The organism is Apibacter sp. wkB309, assembly GCF_002964915.1.
Taxonomy (GTDB): domain Bacteria; phylum Bacteroidota; class Bacteroidia; order Flavobacteriales; family Weeksellaceae; genus Apibacter.
Genome location: NZ_PSZL01000003.1, coordinates 15800 through 31115, shown reverse-complemented (window position 1 = coordinate 31115; position 15316 = coordinate 15800). Strand labels below are relative to the sequence as shown.

Below are 15316 nucleotides of genomic sequence, written 5' to 3'. Positions count from 1 at the left end.
AGTAAAAACTAAGTGGAAGATTTTTTTGACAATGAGCTGGTAAATATGTTCGAAGAAATGTTGGAAGAAAATAAATCCGTTTATTTTGAAGCGGATGAGTTTTGCGAAATTATTTCTTTCTACTTGGAGATTTATGATTTAGAATATGCTATTAAAGCTCTTGATATTGCATTTTCTCTATACCCAAACAATATTGATATTAAAATTAAACAGCTCGAATATTTTGTTAAAATCGAAGATTTACATAATGCTTTCGAATTAATCGATGAGTTAAAGGAAATATGTTTTGCTGATACTGATTACTTAATTGCTACTGCAAAATATTGGTCTTTGCGTAAATTTCCTTATAAATCTATTGATTTCTATAAGGAGGCATTAAAAAATGAAGAAGATGAAGATTATATTTATAATTGCTTAGGCCATGAATATCTTGAAATTAAGGAGCCCACGTTTGCTTTAAATTCTTTTAAAAAAGCATTAGAATTTAACAAAAACGATGAGTATTCCTTATTTTCTTGCATCCATTGTTACGATATTTTACATCAGCATAGAGAATGTATAACTTTTTTAAATCAATATATTGATGTAAATCCTTATTCCGATGAAGCATGGTTTCAATTGGGATTACAATACTTAAATCTGAATTGGTATGATAAAGCTTTATTTGCTTTTGATTATACAGTTATAATTAACCCTAAGAGCATTGCCGGATATACACAAAAAGCCTTTTGCTATGAAAAATTAAACCAATGGGAAAAAGCGATAAGTGTTTATATCGAGTCTTTAGATTTTGACGATACGGCTGCTTTTACTCTTTTTAAGATTGGACAGGCTTATAATAAGCTTCGTAAACCTATACAAGCGCTTACCTCTTTTCAAAAAGCAGTAAAAGAAGATCCTCAATTTGATAAAGCTTGGTATGAAATCTCTGACATCTATGATTCTTTGGGTAATAATGAAGAAGCTCTACACTACATAAAAAAAGCTCTGGATATAGAATCAAAAGAGGTTAATTATTGGAAAAAATATGCTTACCTTAACATTCAGCTTGGAAAATATGAAGAAGCTTCTGATTCGTTTGAAATAATTATTGAGCTTGAACCCAATCATTTTTATAATTGGTTGGCTTTTTCTGAATTACTCATCAGTTTGGGGGATTATACTAAGGCCACATTACTATTGCATAAAAGTTTTAAGAATTTTCATAGAGCAGAACTCTACTATCAATTAAGCAACTGCTATTTCTTATTGAAGAATTATGAAAAGAGTGAAAAATTTTTAAAAATGGCATTAAAATTGAATCCTTCCATAAAACAAGAAATGCAGGAAAAATACTCAATTTTACTTAGGGATAATACAATTAAATATAAAAATCCCGACATTATTTAAAACCTATTTATTAATAAAAATCATAAAGAATAATTGATAATATTCAATGAACATTGTAGCCCATCAATTGCTATCGTATCAAATTCCTGATATACAATTAGGTAATGTGTTGGGTGAAGTTGTTCGGGGTAAAGATTATCAAAATTATCCGCAGTCTATTGCTACCGGCATTCTTTTACATCGGCATATCGATTCATTTACGGATTCTCATCCTATCGTGAAAGAAACAACAAGTATTTTCCATAAATCGTATGGAAAATTTGCTCCAATAATTACTGATGTTATCTATGATTATTTCTTAATAAAAAATTGGCATCTTTTTTATGAAGAGGATTTTGAGCATTTCAAAAATTCATGTTATGATTTGGTTCAAAGTACAGAACTACTGTTTCCAAAAAAATTAGATACCATTGTAAAATCTTTAATTGAAGATGATTGGTTTGAAAAATACAGTACTTATGAAGGTATTGAATGGACGTTGCATCATCTAACCAAAAAATCTAAATTTAATCAAAGCATTGCTGATATGGGGAATTCAATTAAGGAGATATATTTACAAGAAAAAAAAATTGAAAGGCATTTTCTTGATTTTTTCCCTCAACTTCAAATTTATTGTAAAAAATTTATTATAAAATTAATGCCCGAATACGAAGTTTTAATTTTGCAAAACCACACCCATCGCTTATGAAAACATACATTGTTTTATTTGATGGCGTTTGTAATCTTTGCAATTCTACGGTACAATTTATTATTAAGAGAGATACACATAATCAATTTAAATTTTCCTCTTTACAATCCGAATATGGACAAAATTTTTTAAAGGAAAGAAATCTTGCTTCCAACGATTTTAAATCAATAATTTTATATGAACCCGAGGTAGCGTACTATACTAAAAGTACAGCTGCTTTAAAAATAGCACAGAATCTTGGTTTCCCCTATAGTCTCTTATCTGTTTTTCTGTTGATCCCTTCTTTTATAAGAGATTGGATTTATTCTTTAATATCCAAATATAGATATCATTTATTCGGAAAAAAAGATAGCTGCATGGTTCCTACTCCTGAAAATAAAAGAAAATTTATTTAAAATTTCGGATAGATATTTTTAAGATGTCTTACATTAATTTTTATTAAAATTTATATTATATTTTTTCAATTTCATAAACTGAAATTTTAGTTGTAAACAGTCCGTAATTTAGAAATGCGGTTTCTCCTTCAATTTTATCTATGGTAGCAACACTGGAGCTGCCTTTAATTCGAACTCTTTTCCCTTCTTTCATCCATTTTTTTGCTCTATCTGCAGTTGTTCGTACTTCTTCTGCCTTTGTTTCTTCTAATTGCTTTTTTATTTCTTCTTTTTTTAACTCGGTCTTAACTTTGTTTCGTTGCTTCTTAGTTTGAATTTTTTCAACTTCAGTAACTTGTGTTTTTTTATATTTTTCTTGTTCCAGTATTTTAGTAAAGTCTTTTATAATATCTCTTTTTTTCTTACCACTTGAATATGCGTCTATATATTTTTCAAATTTTTGTCCCAGTTGATTTAACTTAGTTTCTTCGTCATACAGCTTCTGAAAATTTATCAGTTTTTGCTTATAATTATTGATCGTATCGGTCAATTGTCTTTTCTTTTCTTCTGAATGATCAATTTGCTTATTTAAATCGCCTTTTAATTTTTCAACTTGATATTTTTCTTGTTGTAAACGTACTATAGTTTTATCTAAATTAACCTTATCTTTTTCAATTTTTTGCTTGGCAATCTGAATAATTTCTTTAGGAATTTTATTTTTTTCTGCCACTTCAAACGTAAAGGAACTTCCCACTTGTCCTACTTCCAACTTATATATAGGTTGCAAAGTTTTCTCGTTGAATAACATAGATGCATTTTTGGTATGACTTAATTCTTCTATCTTCAATTTGATATTGGTATAGTGAGTCGTGATAATACCGAAAGATTTTTTATGATAGAAATATTCCAAAAATGCTTCTGCCAAAGCTCCCCCTAATTCAGGATCAGATCCGGTTCCAAATTCATCAATCAATAATAAGGTATGTGCATCGGCTTGTTTAATGATTTGTTGCATTTTCCTTAATCGAGAACTATAAGTACTTAACTGGTTTTCAATCGATTGATTATCTCCTATATCGGTAAGTATTTTATTAAAAAATCCTACTTTAGATTTAGGATGCACGGGAATTAAAATACCACTTTGTATCATAAGCTGCAACAATCCAACTGTTTTCAGTGTAATACTTTTACCTCCGGCATTAGGACCTGAAATACATATAATCCGAATGTTTTTGTCCAGGGTAAGTGTCTGTGGAATCGTGGTTTTTTTCTCTTTTTTATTCGTAAGAAAAAGGATTGGATGATAAGCATTGATCAGATGAACTTCCGCTTGATCAGTAATTTCAGGCAATACTGCATCTAAAGCTTCCGCATATCGTGCTTTAGCCTGTATTACATCCAATTTATATATATAGTGTTGATATTTTTCTAATAACGGGTAAAATTCAACCATTTGTTGAGTCAGGTTAAAAAGAATTTTTTCTATTTCCTTTTTTTCCTGATTGATTAATTCCATTAATCGTACATTGGGTTGAATCACAGATTCCGGCAGGATAAAACAAATCGACCCGGTTTTAGAAAAACCTAATACTCTGCCTTTGACCGATTTTTTAAAAGACGATTTTACTGCCAACACTCGTTGATCATCAATAACACTTTCCCTGATTTCATCTAGAACTCCGGTTTGAGCAAAATGGGTGACTGTCTTATCAAAATTTTCCTGTATGGTTTTCCTTACGATCTGGATATGCTCTCTTATATTTTGCAGGGTAACGGTTGCATCGTTCTTAACTTCTCCAAAACGATTAAATATTTTATTTACCATTAAAATAATTTCTTTGGTATATTCAATATGTGAGAGATTTTTATGTAGAGTAGGAAAATAATCTTTAAATTTTTCAAAATGTACAATTAGTGAATTCACTAATTGGGATAAATTCCTGATTTTATGAAAGGATCTTGCTTCTAACGTAAAATTTTCAATAAGAAGCATTTTTAATTCAGTTTCAATGTCATCATATTCCCGGAACGGAATATAATTTTCATTAGAAAAGCTTCCTAAATATTCATTGACACAGTGAAGACTTTCTTTAATTTTTTCTTTTTTAAGAGGTTTGAGCTGAGCTACTAAATCTTTAGACTTTTCTGAATAACAAAAGGGTATTATTTCATCAATAATCTTCTGAAATTCTAATTCTTTTAACGTATCTTCTGATATCTGCATAGTATCCTTTGTGCTGTATATAATACGTATACAAAAATAAGGCTTTTTTCTTCTTCTGTATTTACTCTTCGATAAACTTCACCTTATATTAAACCTAAATTTAGCTTAAATATCCGGTTACAAAGTCATGCCTATATCAATTCCCTTAATTTTTCTGTATAAATCTGTAGCGTAATTATCAGTCATTCCCGATACAAAATCAATAACGCCCAAAACTTTTTCATAATCTCCTCTGTCTTCATATAGAAACTGTTTAGGAATGAGTTGAACCGCTCTTTTTTCATATCCTAAACGTTCTTTTTCTGATTTTAAAATTGACGGTATAAAATGATCCAGTAATTCATACATCACGTTATATCCTGCATTTTCAATTTCAACTACCGATCGATGATTATATATATGGGTTTTGGAAAATTCTTTGATTGTTTGAATTGCTTTGCATTCCTGCTGAATTAGGTCATATATGGAAGTTTGTAAAGTACCTTTTATAATTTCTTCAAAGTATTTTTTATACAATTCCACTGATCTGGAAATTAATGCACCGATTGATACTGCACGTAGAAAAGAAATACGATCGTTTTTATCTTCAATACTATCCAATTTTTTCTTCACTCTGCTCCATTTATTATTACCGTGTATTTCTTCGATAATTTGCTGCAAAAGTTCTTCACATATTTGTGCATTTATAAATCCTAATCGTTGGGCATCTTCCAAATCAATAATGTTATAGCAAATATCATCGGCAGCCTCTACAATCCAAACAAAGGGATGTCTATGATAACACAAGGGATCTTCTTTTACCAAAATCATAGACGTTTCGTGGGTTATGTCTTTAAACGTATTTTTTTCTGATTGAAAAAAACCAAATTTTTTTCTTGCTATTATGTTTTTATCTTTAGCTATGGATTCACAGGGATATTTCGCAATTGACGCCAAAGTTGAATACGTAAGCATAGCACCTCCTTCGGACTTACCATTTTGTTTTTGTGTCAAGATACGTATGGCATTGGCATTTCCCTCAAAATTTAAAAAATCGCTCCATTCTAATGCTGAAAATTTATCTTTTAATTGAGATGCATTTCGTTGAAAATAACTGGCAATTGCATCTTCTCCGGAATGTCCAAATGCAGGATTACCAATATCATGGCATAAACAAGCTGTTGAAATTACGTTGTAAAGACTATGTCTATATAATTCTTTATTTTGTTCTGTTAGCTCCGAAGCATAGGCTGTTGCTATAAAATTTCCTATATCGCTTCCTAGAGATCTGCCCACTGAAGCCACTTCTAATGAATGCGTCAACCGATTATGTACAAAGACACTTCCCGGCAATGGAAAAACTTGTGTTTTATTTTGCAATCTTCTGAAAGAGGTTGAAAATATAACCCGATCAAAATCTCTTTGATACTCACTCCTTGCGTCTGTCTGTTTATCCGTGGATATATATTGTATACCTGTTCTTTTTTCTGAGAACAGTTTGTTTATATTCATCATTCTTTTAATGATAATTAAAATAAAAATTATTTTATATGTCTAAATTTTGGTAGTATTGACTTTACGTCAAACCTCTTTGTTCCGATTTATTTTTATTTAATTTATTGGATGATTGTATTTTTAACTTAAACCTTCTACTAAGCCATTAACCAAATTTATATGCATGGCTGCAGGATTTTTTGGCAAACCGGGCATACGCATGATATCTCCTGCAATTACTACTATAAATTCCGCTCCTCGGTTTATTACCAAATCCCTAATCTCCAAATCAAAGTCTTTAATAACTCCGTAAGCCGTAGGATTTGCAGAAAATGAAAATTGAGTTTTTGCGATGCAAACGGGAAATTTACTCATATCGCTATCTTCCAATTTTTTTATTTTTTGAGATGCTTGTTTACTAAAACTTACCGATGAAGCTCCGTATATTTTTTTAGCTACTTTTTCAATTTTTACTTTAATTGAATCTTCATCTTTGTATACAAATTTCAATTTTTCGGAAGGATTTTTTTCTATCGTTTCCACTACTAATTCTGCCAGGTCTACTGCTCCTATTCCACCCTCTGTAAATGCATTATTTATTGCAAAACCAACCCCTCTTTTTTGACAAAATTCTTTTACTAAAGATATTTCATTCTCTGTATCTATTGAATATTTATTGAAAGCAACTAATACGGTTTGCCCATAAGATTTAATATTATCGAGATGCTTTTCCAAATTTTGAAGCCCTCGAGCGATTCCGTCAACATTTTCTTCCTTTATATGAGATATTGGAACTCCTCCGTGCATTTTCAGTCCTTGCGCCGTTGCCACAAGAACCGTGAGTTTAGGTTCTAACCCCGATTTTCTGCACTTTATATCATAAAATTTTTCAGCACCCAAATCAGCACCAAAACCTGCTTCTGTAATTACGTATTCTCCATGACTCATAGCCAGTTTTGTTGCCAATACGGAATTGCACCCGTGTGCTATATTGGCAAAAGGACCTCCATGTACAAATGCGGCTGTATTTTCAGTGGTTTGTACTAAGTTAGGAAGTAGGGCATCCTTTAATAATACCGTAATGGCTCCCGCTACACCCAAATCTTTTACAGTAAAAATGCTACCATCTGTTTTGTAGCCCAGTAAAATATTTTCAATCCTTCTTCGTAAATCATCTATATCCGTTGCCAAGCACAGTATAGCCATAATTTCTGAAGCAGGGGTTATATCAAATCCCGATTCTTGAATCACACCGTTAGCATTTCCTCCCAATCCGGAAACTATATTGCGAAGATTTCGATCATTAACATCTAATACTCTCTTCCAAACCACTTCTTTTAATACCTCCGATGTGCCTCTGTTTTGATAATTATAATTATCCAATAATGCAGTAATCATATTATGAGCTGAGGTTATAGCATGAAAATCTCCTGTAAAATGAAGATTGATATTTTCCATGGGCAGCACTTGTGCATATCCTCCTCCTGCAGCTCCTCCTTTCATGCCAAAACAAGGTCCTAAAGAAGGTTCTCTTAAAGCAACTATTGCTTTTTTACCAATTTTATTGAGTCCTAAAGCTAAACCTATGGATACTGTTGTTTTTCCTATCCCTGCTTTAGTTGGCGTTATGGAAGTTACTAAAATTAAATTGGATTTGTTTATTTTCTCTTTGGATTCCAGCTCTAGGGGAACTTTTGCTATATATTTTCCAAAAGGTATTATTTCCTTTTCAGGAATATTTATGTTTTCAGCTATTTCGGATATAGGTTTCAGTGTTATGGAACGAGCTATTTCTATATCTGAACTTATTTTTTTATATGTATGTTTGCTTTTCATCTGATCAAAATTTAAATACTTAATTCCAAATATATATATTTTATATCGATAATCGTATAATAATATTTTAACACTACCACTTTTTTAACCAAGTATCTAAAATAGCAACAGATCATAAATTTTAAATACATATCATTTAAACAGGTGATTCTAGGCTATAATTTTACATTTAATTTTACATTAAAAAACCTTCCCGTTAGTTTATTAGGCACAGCGTAATAAGAAGTTGAATTGACATCTCTGATCCAATCATTACTAACCGTATTTCTTACATCAAAAACATTAAATATTTCTAACCCCAACGATAACTCCTTAAATTTATCCCAAGCGGTACCGATACGAGCTTTATTCTTTTTTTGATCCACAAAAACATAAGTCAAGCCAACATCGGCTCGTTTATAATCCGATAAGGTGGTTTGATAGTTATACGGATCTGAATATAAAGGGGCTCCGTTGGGAAGACCGGAAGCATAGACTAAATTTACATTGGCTTTAAATCGGGGATATTTCTTCATATAATCCTGAAAAAATAATCCAATTTTAAATCTCGGATCTGTCGGACGCGGTATATAACCTCTTCCGTCAATATTTTCTTCGGTTTTACCGTATGAAACCGATAACCACGATTCGGCACCCTCTACAAATTCACCATTCAATCGGGCATCTATTCCATAGGCATACCCTTTGGAATTATTTTCTCCGGTATAAATTATCCTTACATTATCTACAAAATAGGGTATTAAATCATTTAATTTCTTGTAATAAATTTCCGTTGTTAATTTAAATGGATGTTTGTTGAGCATTTTAAACTCAAAGTCATTACCTAAAATAAAATGTATGGAACGTTGCGATTTAATTTTAACATTAAACGTACCGTCTAACCGTAAAGCTTCTTTATAAAAAGGGGGTTGATAGTAGAAACCCGTAGCAAAACGAAAAAGCATATCTATCTTCCAATCCGGCTTTAAAGCAATTTGTGCTCGGGGACTAACATTGGTTTCACCATTGAAATCCCAATGAGTTGCTCGAACTCCTCCATTAATTAATACACGAGTGGTATTCCACATAAATTTAGTTGAATATTGCAAGTATCCATTAACTCTATTGGATTTTAACTTATTATTAGCTGAAACATGATTTATTAAAATCAAGTCGGATTCATCTAAATTTCCCGGCGGTACTAAAGGTCTTGGTATGACATATCCTGCCGAATCAATGAGCTGCCATTCGTTTTTAAGGTTTCTTATATCATCATGTTGATATTGAAAACCCGCTTCAAATGATGAATTTACATTTAAATTATATTTAGCCTTCAATTGTGAACCTAAAACCAACATATCCAAATTGTTTCTCCCGTGATTTATTTGTCCTCCTGAATTGAATGAAGGCAAGAAATCGCCTGTATCCTGATCTGCTTCTTGTAACATATATCCGGCTGAAATATCAAAATATTCCTGCTCTTTAGAATGAAAAGCATATCCATCTAAATTAAAAGCTAGTTTATTTGAAGGTTTAAATTCTAAAGAGACTGTCCCGTTAGCCGTTCTATATTTATCTTTTTCATTACCATTATAGGCAACATTTAGCTTGATTGGCTGTTGTAAAGTTCCAAATTCTACTTCTCTATTTTTGGGTTCCATTGTATAATCATTGGAAGCATAATTTCCTAAAAATGACAATTTCCATTGAGGAGTCCAGGTATACTGAAGATAACTTTGTACATCAAAATATTGCGGGTTGAAATCCGTATCTCCATCAAAAGTATTTAAAATAAGATCCGTATTTCTATATCTGGCGCCTACAATTCCCGAAAATTTATTTTTTTTGTCTGCATACCCAAAAGTCGCTCCGCCCCCTAATAAACTTGCTTCCAGACTGGTTTCCAATTTTCGAGGTTTTCTGTATTGAATATCCAATACGCTCGACATTTTATCCCCGTATCGAGATTCAAATCCTCCGGCAGAAAAATTAATGGAAGAAACCATTTCCGGATTAATGATGCTCATTCCTTCTTGTTGTCCGCTTCGCACGGTTAAGGGCTTATATATTTCTACTCCATTTATATAGACTAAATTTTCATCGTAATTTCCACCTCTAACTCTATAAAGAGAACTTAACTCACTGGCCGTACTTACAAAAACCGTATTTAAAATTTCTTCTACTCCTCCGGAAAGAGTGGGTGTATTATCAAGATTGTGTACATCGATCTGCTGCATAGTTATATCAGCCGTTTTTTTTCGAGTTCCTTTAAACACAACTTCAGGAATTTCTTTTTCTTTATCGGGCTTAAGATTAAAATCCATCTTGATATCTTGATCAGACGTTATAAAAATTTTTGTATCTGATAAATACCCCTTATGTTCAACGGTTAAAGTTAGAGTAGTATGGGAAGGTACTTGTAATCCATAATTTCCATTTCTATCAGATATGGAAATTGGTTCAGGATTTACATAAACCTTAGCTTCGGATATTGGATTGCCATGATTATCTTGTATTTTACCCGAAATAGTTATGGTCTGCCCCCATACACTATAGGAGATCGTCCATAAGACTAGAAATGTTAGAATTTTATAATTTTTCAAAGTCGCTCGTATATATCTTTTTATTATTTACTTTATCGGTAACTATTACCTCAACTTGATGCTTACCTGATCGAATTCCTTCTTTTTCTAAGTTAGAAATAAATAGGCTGTTTTGCTTATATTCATATTCAGCAAGTACCCATTTTCCATCGATAAAAACATCAAAGGTTTTAATTCCCGATCCTGTGTCTTTAATTTTAAATGATAATTTATTTCCTATTTTTTTTGATTTTGTGAGCATAGGACAGCTAATTGTAGGTATTGATTCATCTAAGGCCAGATAGAATTTTCCAAAATCTTTAGGAGTTGCTTTATATTTTCCATTTTCATAAGAGGTATCTAAATATTCTTTTTTTAATGGACCGAAATTAGATTCTCTGATAATAACATATTTATCTGCTTTAGATTTATTCAAATTGCTCCAATCGGGTGTTATAGTGATTTCATATTTTTTGTGAATAGGAACTGATGATTGATGCACTTGATATTGATTACTTCCGATTTTTTTATAATTAAAAATGAAATCTTCATAAAAAGATCCTTTTTCAAAGTTTACAAACAATCCGTCCTGATTAAATGAATATGGATTTTTAAAATTTACGTTTAAAAGTTCATTTCCTGATTTTATTTTTTCCGAATCATTTGTATTTTTATAAGCAATACCATTCATGGTGAAACTTCGTGCGGTAACATTACCGGCATAGTCTCCCACTTCTATTTTAACTTGATACGTTTTTCCTGCTTCTACTTTTAAAATTCCTCGATTAACCTTTTGTTCATACATCTGCAAAGAATTACCCGGTAATAAATAAGTGCGATATATCCAACTGTTGTTAGCCAATAATTCGGGATAATCCACGGAAGCATTAATAGAACGGGTTTCACTAAAAGAATGCTTATCCGCTTGAAATATGGATAGGATCTGACCGTTAACCCAAGTTTTAATAAAATAAACTCCGTTTAAATTTTGAGATCCGCTCTGTTGATCGTAAGCTTTTACACCGAAACCAATTTCTCCTGATACGGTATAACTTCCACCTTCAGACGCTATAATTTTAGAATTGCTGCCGTTTACCTGTCCTTTTACAGGATAAATCCAGGTGCCTCTTAATAAAGGTTTTATTTGATCTTTAACATCATATCCGAATAAAAACGGATTTAAAATTTCTTCTGTTTTGGTATCTCTAACTTCAAAATGTAAATGAGGTCCCCCGGATCCACCGGTGTTTCCTGAAAGTGCGATAATTTCTCCTTTTTTTATTGGAAGTTCTCCCGGTTTCAAATAGAAATCAACAGTAAAACTTTTATTTTTATATTGTTCTTTACGTGCTCTTTCTTCAATGGCTCCTTTCAATTCGCTTAAATGACCATATACCGTTGTGTATCCATTGGGATGATCTATATAAATTGCTTTACCGTATCCATAGGGTGAAATATTAATTCTAGAAATATAACCATCTTGAGAAGCCAACACAGATAACCCTGTTCTCTGTTGGGTTTTCATATCTAAACCGGAATGAAAATGATTTTTTCGTAGTTCTCCATAATTAGCAGATAAATAAATAGGGATAGTTAAAGGGGATGCAAAATTTTTAGGATAATTTTGTGAATGGGATAAGAGCGTGAATAGTAGGGCTGCTGTTACTGCTATTTTTTTCATGGGAAATTTTAAATAATCATCTTTATTTATTATGATATAGTAATCTTTCTCAAAAATAAGAATTTCATTTTTATTTAGATTCTTTTAACACTTTAATTAAGTTAAATTTTATTTATGGTGTTTTAATTGGTAATGAATTTAAAGATTAGATCGCTAACTAGTTTATTCTGTCCTTAAGTGACAAAGTCATTGGTCAGATATTGAATTACATTCAAAGAATAATGAATTCTATAGTAAAATATTATTTACATTCATTATAAATTAAGGATAAAAAAAGTCAGGCTTATCCATCCAAATGAACCTATGATCCAGAAGTTAACAAAAAATCTCTCCCCCGATAGAATTATAATTTTGAAATTATTTAAACCTAAAAAAAATTATCCCGTATATTTGAAAAATTATTACCAATTTACCTCGTATAAATATTTAATAGTTATAAATTTTAACAAAACCACTTTTTATGTTAAAAAAAAACATACACACGGTTCTATCATTTATTGTCATTATTTTATTTTATAATATTCTTTCTGCTCAAGAAAAATCATCGTTACCTAAAAATAACATTTATGAACCGTATCAAGTCCAAATAAAAGGAGAATATGAAGGAGGACGAAAGCAATTACTCAAAATTTTATCTTCCAATCTTGAATATCCTGTAAAAGCCATAAACAACCATATTCAAGGAAAAGTGATTGTGAAATTTATTATTGAAAAAAACGGCACAATTACTAATTTTGAAATTTTAAAAGATATAGGATACGGATGTGCCGATGAAATTATTCGTGTTTTAAAGAAAACACAAGCCAGATGGAATTCGGCCATATTAAATAAAAAGCATGTTCGGTCTTATTATATTTTACGAGTTAATTTTAAAATACCATCCAATCAATCAAAACCTTATATTCAAGATGCCCATAACTAACAAGCTGATTTCAAAAAGTTGTATTGTTTTATTTATTTTTTTCTTTAATTTATCCGTAGCGCAAACGCCTAAAGTATATGCGGAACAAGTGATAAAAAAACTAACCTCTTCCGAATTTGCCGGTCGAGGCTATGTTGAAGACGGAATGAAAAAAACATCGGAAGAAATTGCTGCACAATTTGAAAAAATTGGTTTATCTAAAATTCATAATTCGTATTTCCAATCCTTTTCTTATCCAATTAATATTATAGACAAAAGTTTTGTTTCTGTGAATGGTAAAGAACTGAAATTAGGTTCAGATTATTTGGTTGGTGCCGGTTCGCCATCTTTAAAGGGAACGTTTTCTCCTGTTGTATTTAATACGGGGGTAATTGACAGCTTATTTGAGTGGAATGACCGTTCTTATATTGATAAAGAATTGGAAAAAATAAATACCCGTTCAGTGGTTTTTCCGAATAAAATTTTCCCGGATAACTTGATTTTACAGGAGGAATCGGCAAATCAATTATATCGTGAGATTCCGCAACTTATTTGCAATGAAGTTTGGGATATTTCAGTTCCATTGGTAATACAGCAAACTTCATCAAAATTTATACATTCTTTAAGTCCTAAACAAACTAAAACCGTTAATTTGTTTATTAATAATCAATCCGTACCTGATACTATCTCATCCATTACTTTAGATATAAAAACCCATTTTGAACCTAATTTTGAAGCTAATAATGTAGTAGGTTATATAAAAGGCAAACGTTCCGACAGCCTTATTGTATTAACTGCACATTATGATCATCTGGGTAAAATTAATGACGTTATATTTCCCGGTGCAAATGATAATGCCAGTGGTGTCGCTCTGCTATTTTCAATGGCTAAAGTTTTTGAAAAAAATAAACCCAATTTTGATATAGTATTCATTGCTTTTGCCGGAGAAGAGGCTGGATTAAAAGGTTCACAATATTTTGTAAATCACCCTTTGTTCGATCTAAAGAAAATTAAATTTTTAATAAATTTTGATATGGTAGGTACGGGAGAAGATGGAATTCAAGTTGTAAACGGTAAAGAGTATTTTAAGCAATTTACTAAACTTGAAAATATAAGTTACATGTATAATTATTTAAAACAGGTTAAAATCAGAGGAAGTGCGTGTAATAGCGATCATTGCCCTTTTTATGAAAAAGGAGTTCCTTCTTTTTATATTTATACTTTAGGTGGAAAAAGCGGATATCATGATATATACGATACAGAAGTTTCTCTGTATGCCTTCGATAAGTTAGTTGCCCTACTAACTAAATTTATAAATGTATTATAATATATTCATAAAAAAGGCAAGTAAAAATTACTTGCCTTTAACTTTATTTATCATGTAATTTTTATTGAAAACCGATAGCTGATTCCAACGCTAGAACCATCATCGTATCAAAAGAGGATTGTCTCTCCTGTGCTGATATATTTTCTTTTGTAATGAATGAATCAGAGATGGTCAATAAACAAGCTGCATTTTTACCTAAAACTTGGGCATTATGAAATAGAGCAAAACTTTCCATTTCTACGCAACCGCAACCATGATCTTGAATTAATTTTTTATAATCAGTCCCTCCTTCTACATAAAAAACATCACTGGAATGTATACAGGCTTCATGAATTGAAATGTTCAATTCAATTGCTTTCTTTGCAATAAATACATTTAATTCTTCTGACGGATAGGTTTTATCTTTGTTGTATCCTGACTGTACTTTTGCATAAGAGGATTCACTATATGCGCTATTCCCTAATACTACGTCATATATTTTAATGTCTTCAACATACGAACCTGCTGAACCAATTCGTATAATAGTGTCAACTCCGTACTGAGAAAATAGCTCATAAGAATAGATACCTATACTTGGCATTCCCATACCTGATCCCATAATAGATATTTTTTTCCCTTTATAAAGACCGGTATATCCAAACATGTTCCTGACAGAATTAAATTGTATTGGATTTTCTAAATATTTATCCACTATATATTTAGCCCTTAAGGGATCTCCGGGCATCAATACTGTTTTTGCAATTTCTCCGAATTCTGCCTGAATGTGTGCAGTTGCCATATGATTTAATTTTAGTTTTTACGTGAAGTAAAGATAAGAATACTATCTTTACTTGATTAGTTATTTGTTTAATTAAAACTTGAA

11 protein-coding genes are annotated in these 15316 nt (G+C 31.2%); 5 read left to right on the top strand and 6 right to left on the bottom strand.

Annotated elements, in window-relative coordinates:
• Window positions 1–12: 12 nt before the first annotated feature.
• The 3 genes from C4S75_RS03335 to C4S75_RS03325 are packed head-to-tail and all read left to right on the top strand — an operon-like array spanning window position 13 to window position 2472.
• Window positions 13–1389, top strand: a complete 1377-nt coding sequence (locus tag C4S75_RS03335; RefSeq protein ID WP_105296914.1) for a tetratricopeptide repeat protein — start codon at window positions 13–15, stop codon at window positions 1387–1389.
• A 46-nt stretch (window positions 1390–1435) separates the two neighbouring features.
• On the top strand, window positions 1436–2077 hold the full coding sequence (locus tag C4S75_RS03330) for an ACP phosphodiesterase (RefSeq protein ID WP_105296913.1): 642 nt from the start codon (window positions 1436–1438) through the stop codon (window positions 2075–2077).
• Window positions 2074–2472: a thiol-disulfide oxidoreductase DCC family protein gene (locus tag C4S75_RS03325; protein WP_105296912.1), complete on the top strand. Its 399-nt coding sequence runs from the start codon at window positions 2074–2076 to the stop codon at window positions 2470–2472. The genes C4S75_RS03330 and C4S75_RS03325 overlap by 4 nt, the downstream gene beginning before the upstream one ends.
• Before the next feature lie 55 nt (window positions 2473–2527).
• Here the strand turns inward: C4S75_RS03325 and C4S75_RS03320 are convergent, their stop codons facing one another.
• From C4S75_RS03320 to C4S75_RS03300, 5 genes are all read right to left on the bottom strand, one after another.
• The gene (locus C4S75_RS03320; protein ID WP_105296911.1) at window positions 2528–4675 is read right to left on the bottom strand and encodes a DNA mismatch repair protein MutS; all 2148 of its coding nucleotides are present in this window, start codon (window positions 4673–4675) and stop codon (window positions 2528–2530) included.
• Between the two features lie 117 nt (window positions 4676–4792).
• The gene (gene dgt / locus C4S75_RS03315; protein ID WP_105296910.1) at window positions 4793–6166 is read right to left on the bottom strand and encodes a dGTP triphosphohydrolase; all 1374 of its coding nucleotides are present in this window, start codon (window positions 6164–6166) and stop codon (window positions 4793–4795) included.
• Window positions 6167–6289: 123 nt separating this feature from the next.
• Window positions 6290–7957, bottom strand: a complete 1668-nt coding sequence (locus tag C4S75_RS03310) for a formate--tetrahydrofolate ligase (protein ID WP_105296994.1) — start codon at window positions 7955–7957, stop codon at window positions 6290–6292.
• A 182-nt stretch (window positions 7958–8139) separates the two neighbouring features.
• Complete coding sequence (locus tag C4S75_RS03305; RefSeq protein ID WP_255410573.1) at window positions 8140–10566, bottom strand: TonB-dependent receptor; 2427 nt, start codon at window positions 10564–10566, stop codon at window positions 8140–8142.
• Window positions 10553–12226, bottom strand: coding sequence for a M23 family metallopeptidase (locus tag C4S75_RS03300; RefSeq protein ID WP_105296908.1), 1674 nt, complete (start codon window positions 12224–12226; stop codon window positions 10553–10555). The genes C4S75_RS03305 and C4S75_RS03300 overlap by 14 nt, the downstream gene beginning before the upstream one ends.
• 460 nt (window positions 12227–12686) lie before the next feature.
• Here C4S75_RS03300 and C4S75_RS03295 point away from each other — a divergent pair, with 460 nt between their 5' ends.
• The gene (locus C4S75_RS03295) at window positions 12687–13148 is read left to right on the top strand and encodes an energy transducer TonB (RefSeq protein ID WP_105296907.1); all 462 of its coding nucleotides are present in this window, start codon (window positions 12687–12689) and stop codon (window positions 13146–13148) included.
• Window positions 13135–14454, top strand: a complete 1320-nt coding sequence (locus tag C4S75_RS03290; RefSeq protein ID WP_158254203.1) for a M28 family metallopeptidase — start codon at window positions 13135–13137, stop codon at window positions 14452–14454. The genes C4S75_RS03295 and C4S75_RS03290 overlap by 14 nt, the downstream gene beginning before the upstream one ends.
• A gap of 61 nt (window positions 14455–14515) precedes the next feature.
• On the opposite strand, the gene deoD is transcribed toward C4S75_RS03290, so the two are convergent.
• The gene (gene deoD / locus C4S75_RS03285; RefSeq protein WP_105296905.1) at window positions 14516–15232 is read right to left on the bottom strand and encodes a purine-nucleoside phosphorylase; all 717 of its coding nucleotides are present in this window, start codon (window positions 15230–15232) and stop codon (window positions 14516–14518) included.
• Window positions 15233–15316: the final 84 nt, after the last annotated feature.

Bases quoted from the DNA above. Each gene is read 5' to 3' on its own strand.
- C4S75_RS03330 (WP_105296913.1), top strand. From the start codon at position 1,436: ATGAACATTGTAGCCCATCAATTGCTATCGTATCAAATTCCTGATATA.
- C4S75_RS03325 (WP_105296912.1), top strand. From the start codon at position 2,074: ATGAAAACATACATTGTTTTATTTGATGGCGTTTGTAATCTTTGCAAT.
- C4S75_RS03320 (WP_105296911.1), bottom strand. From the start codon at position 4,675: ATGCAGATATCAGAAGATACGTTAAAAGAATTAGAATTTCAGAAGATT.
- dgt (WP_105296910.1), bottom strand. From the start codon at position 6,166: ATGAATATAAACAAACTGTTCTCAGAAAAAAGAACAGGTATACAATAT.
- C4S75_RS03300 (WP_105296908.1), bottom strand. From the start codon at position 12,226: ATGAAAAAAATAGCAGTAACAGCAGCCCTACTATTCACGCTCTTATCC.
- C4S75_RS03295 (WP_105296907.1), top strand. From the start codon at position 12,687: ATGTTAAAAAAAAACATACACACGGTTCTATCATTTATTGTCATTATT.
- C4S75_RS03290 (WP_158254203.1), top strand. From the start codon at position 13,135: ATGCCCATAACTAACAAGCTGATTTCAAAAAGTTGTATTGTTTTATTT.
- deoD (WP_105296905.1), bottom strand. From the start codon at position 15,232: ATGGCAACTGCACACATTCAGGCAGAATTCGGAGAAATTGCAAAAACA.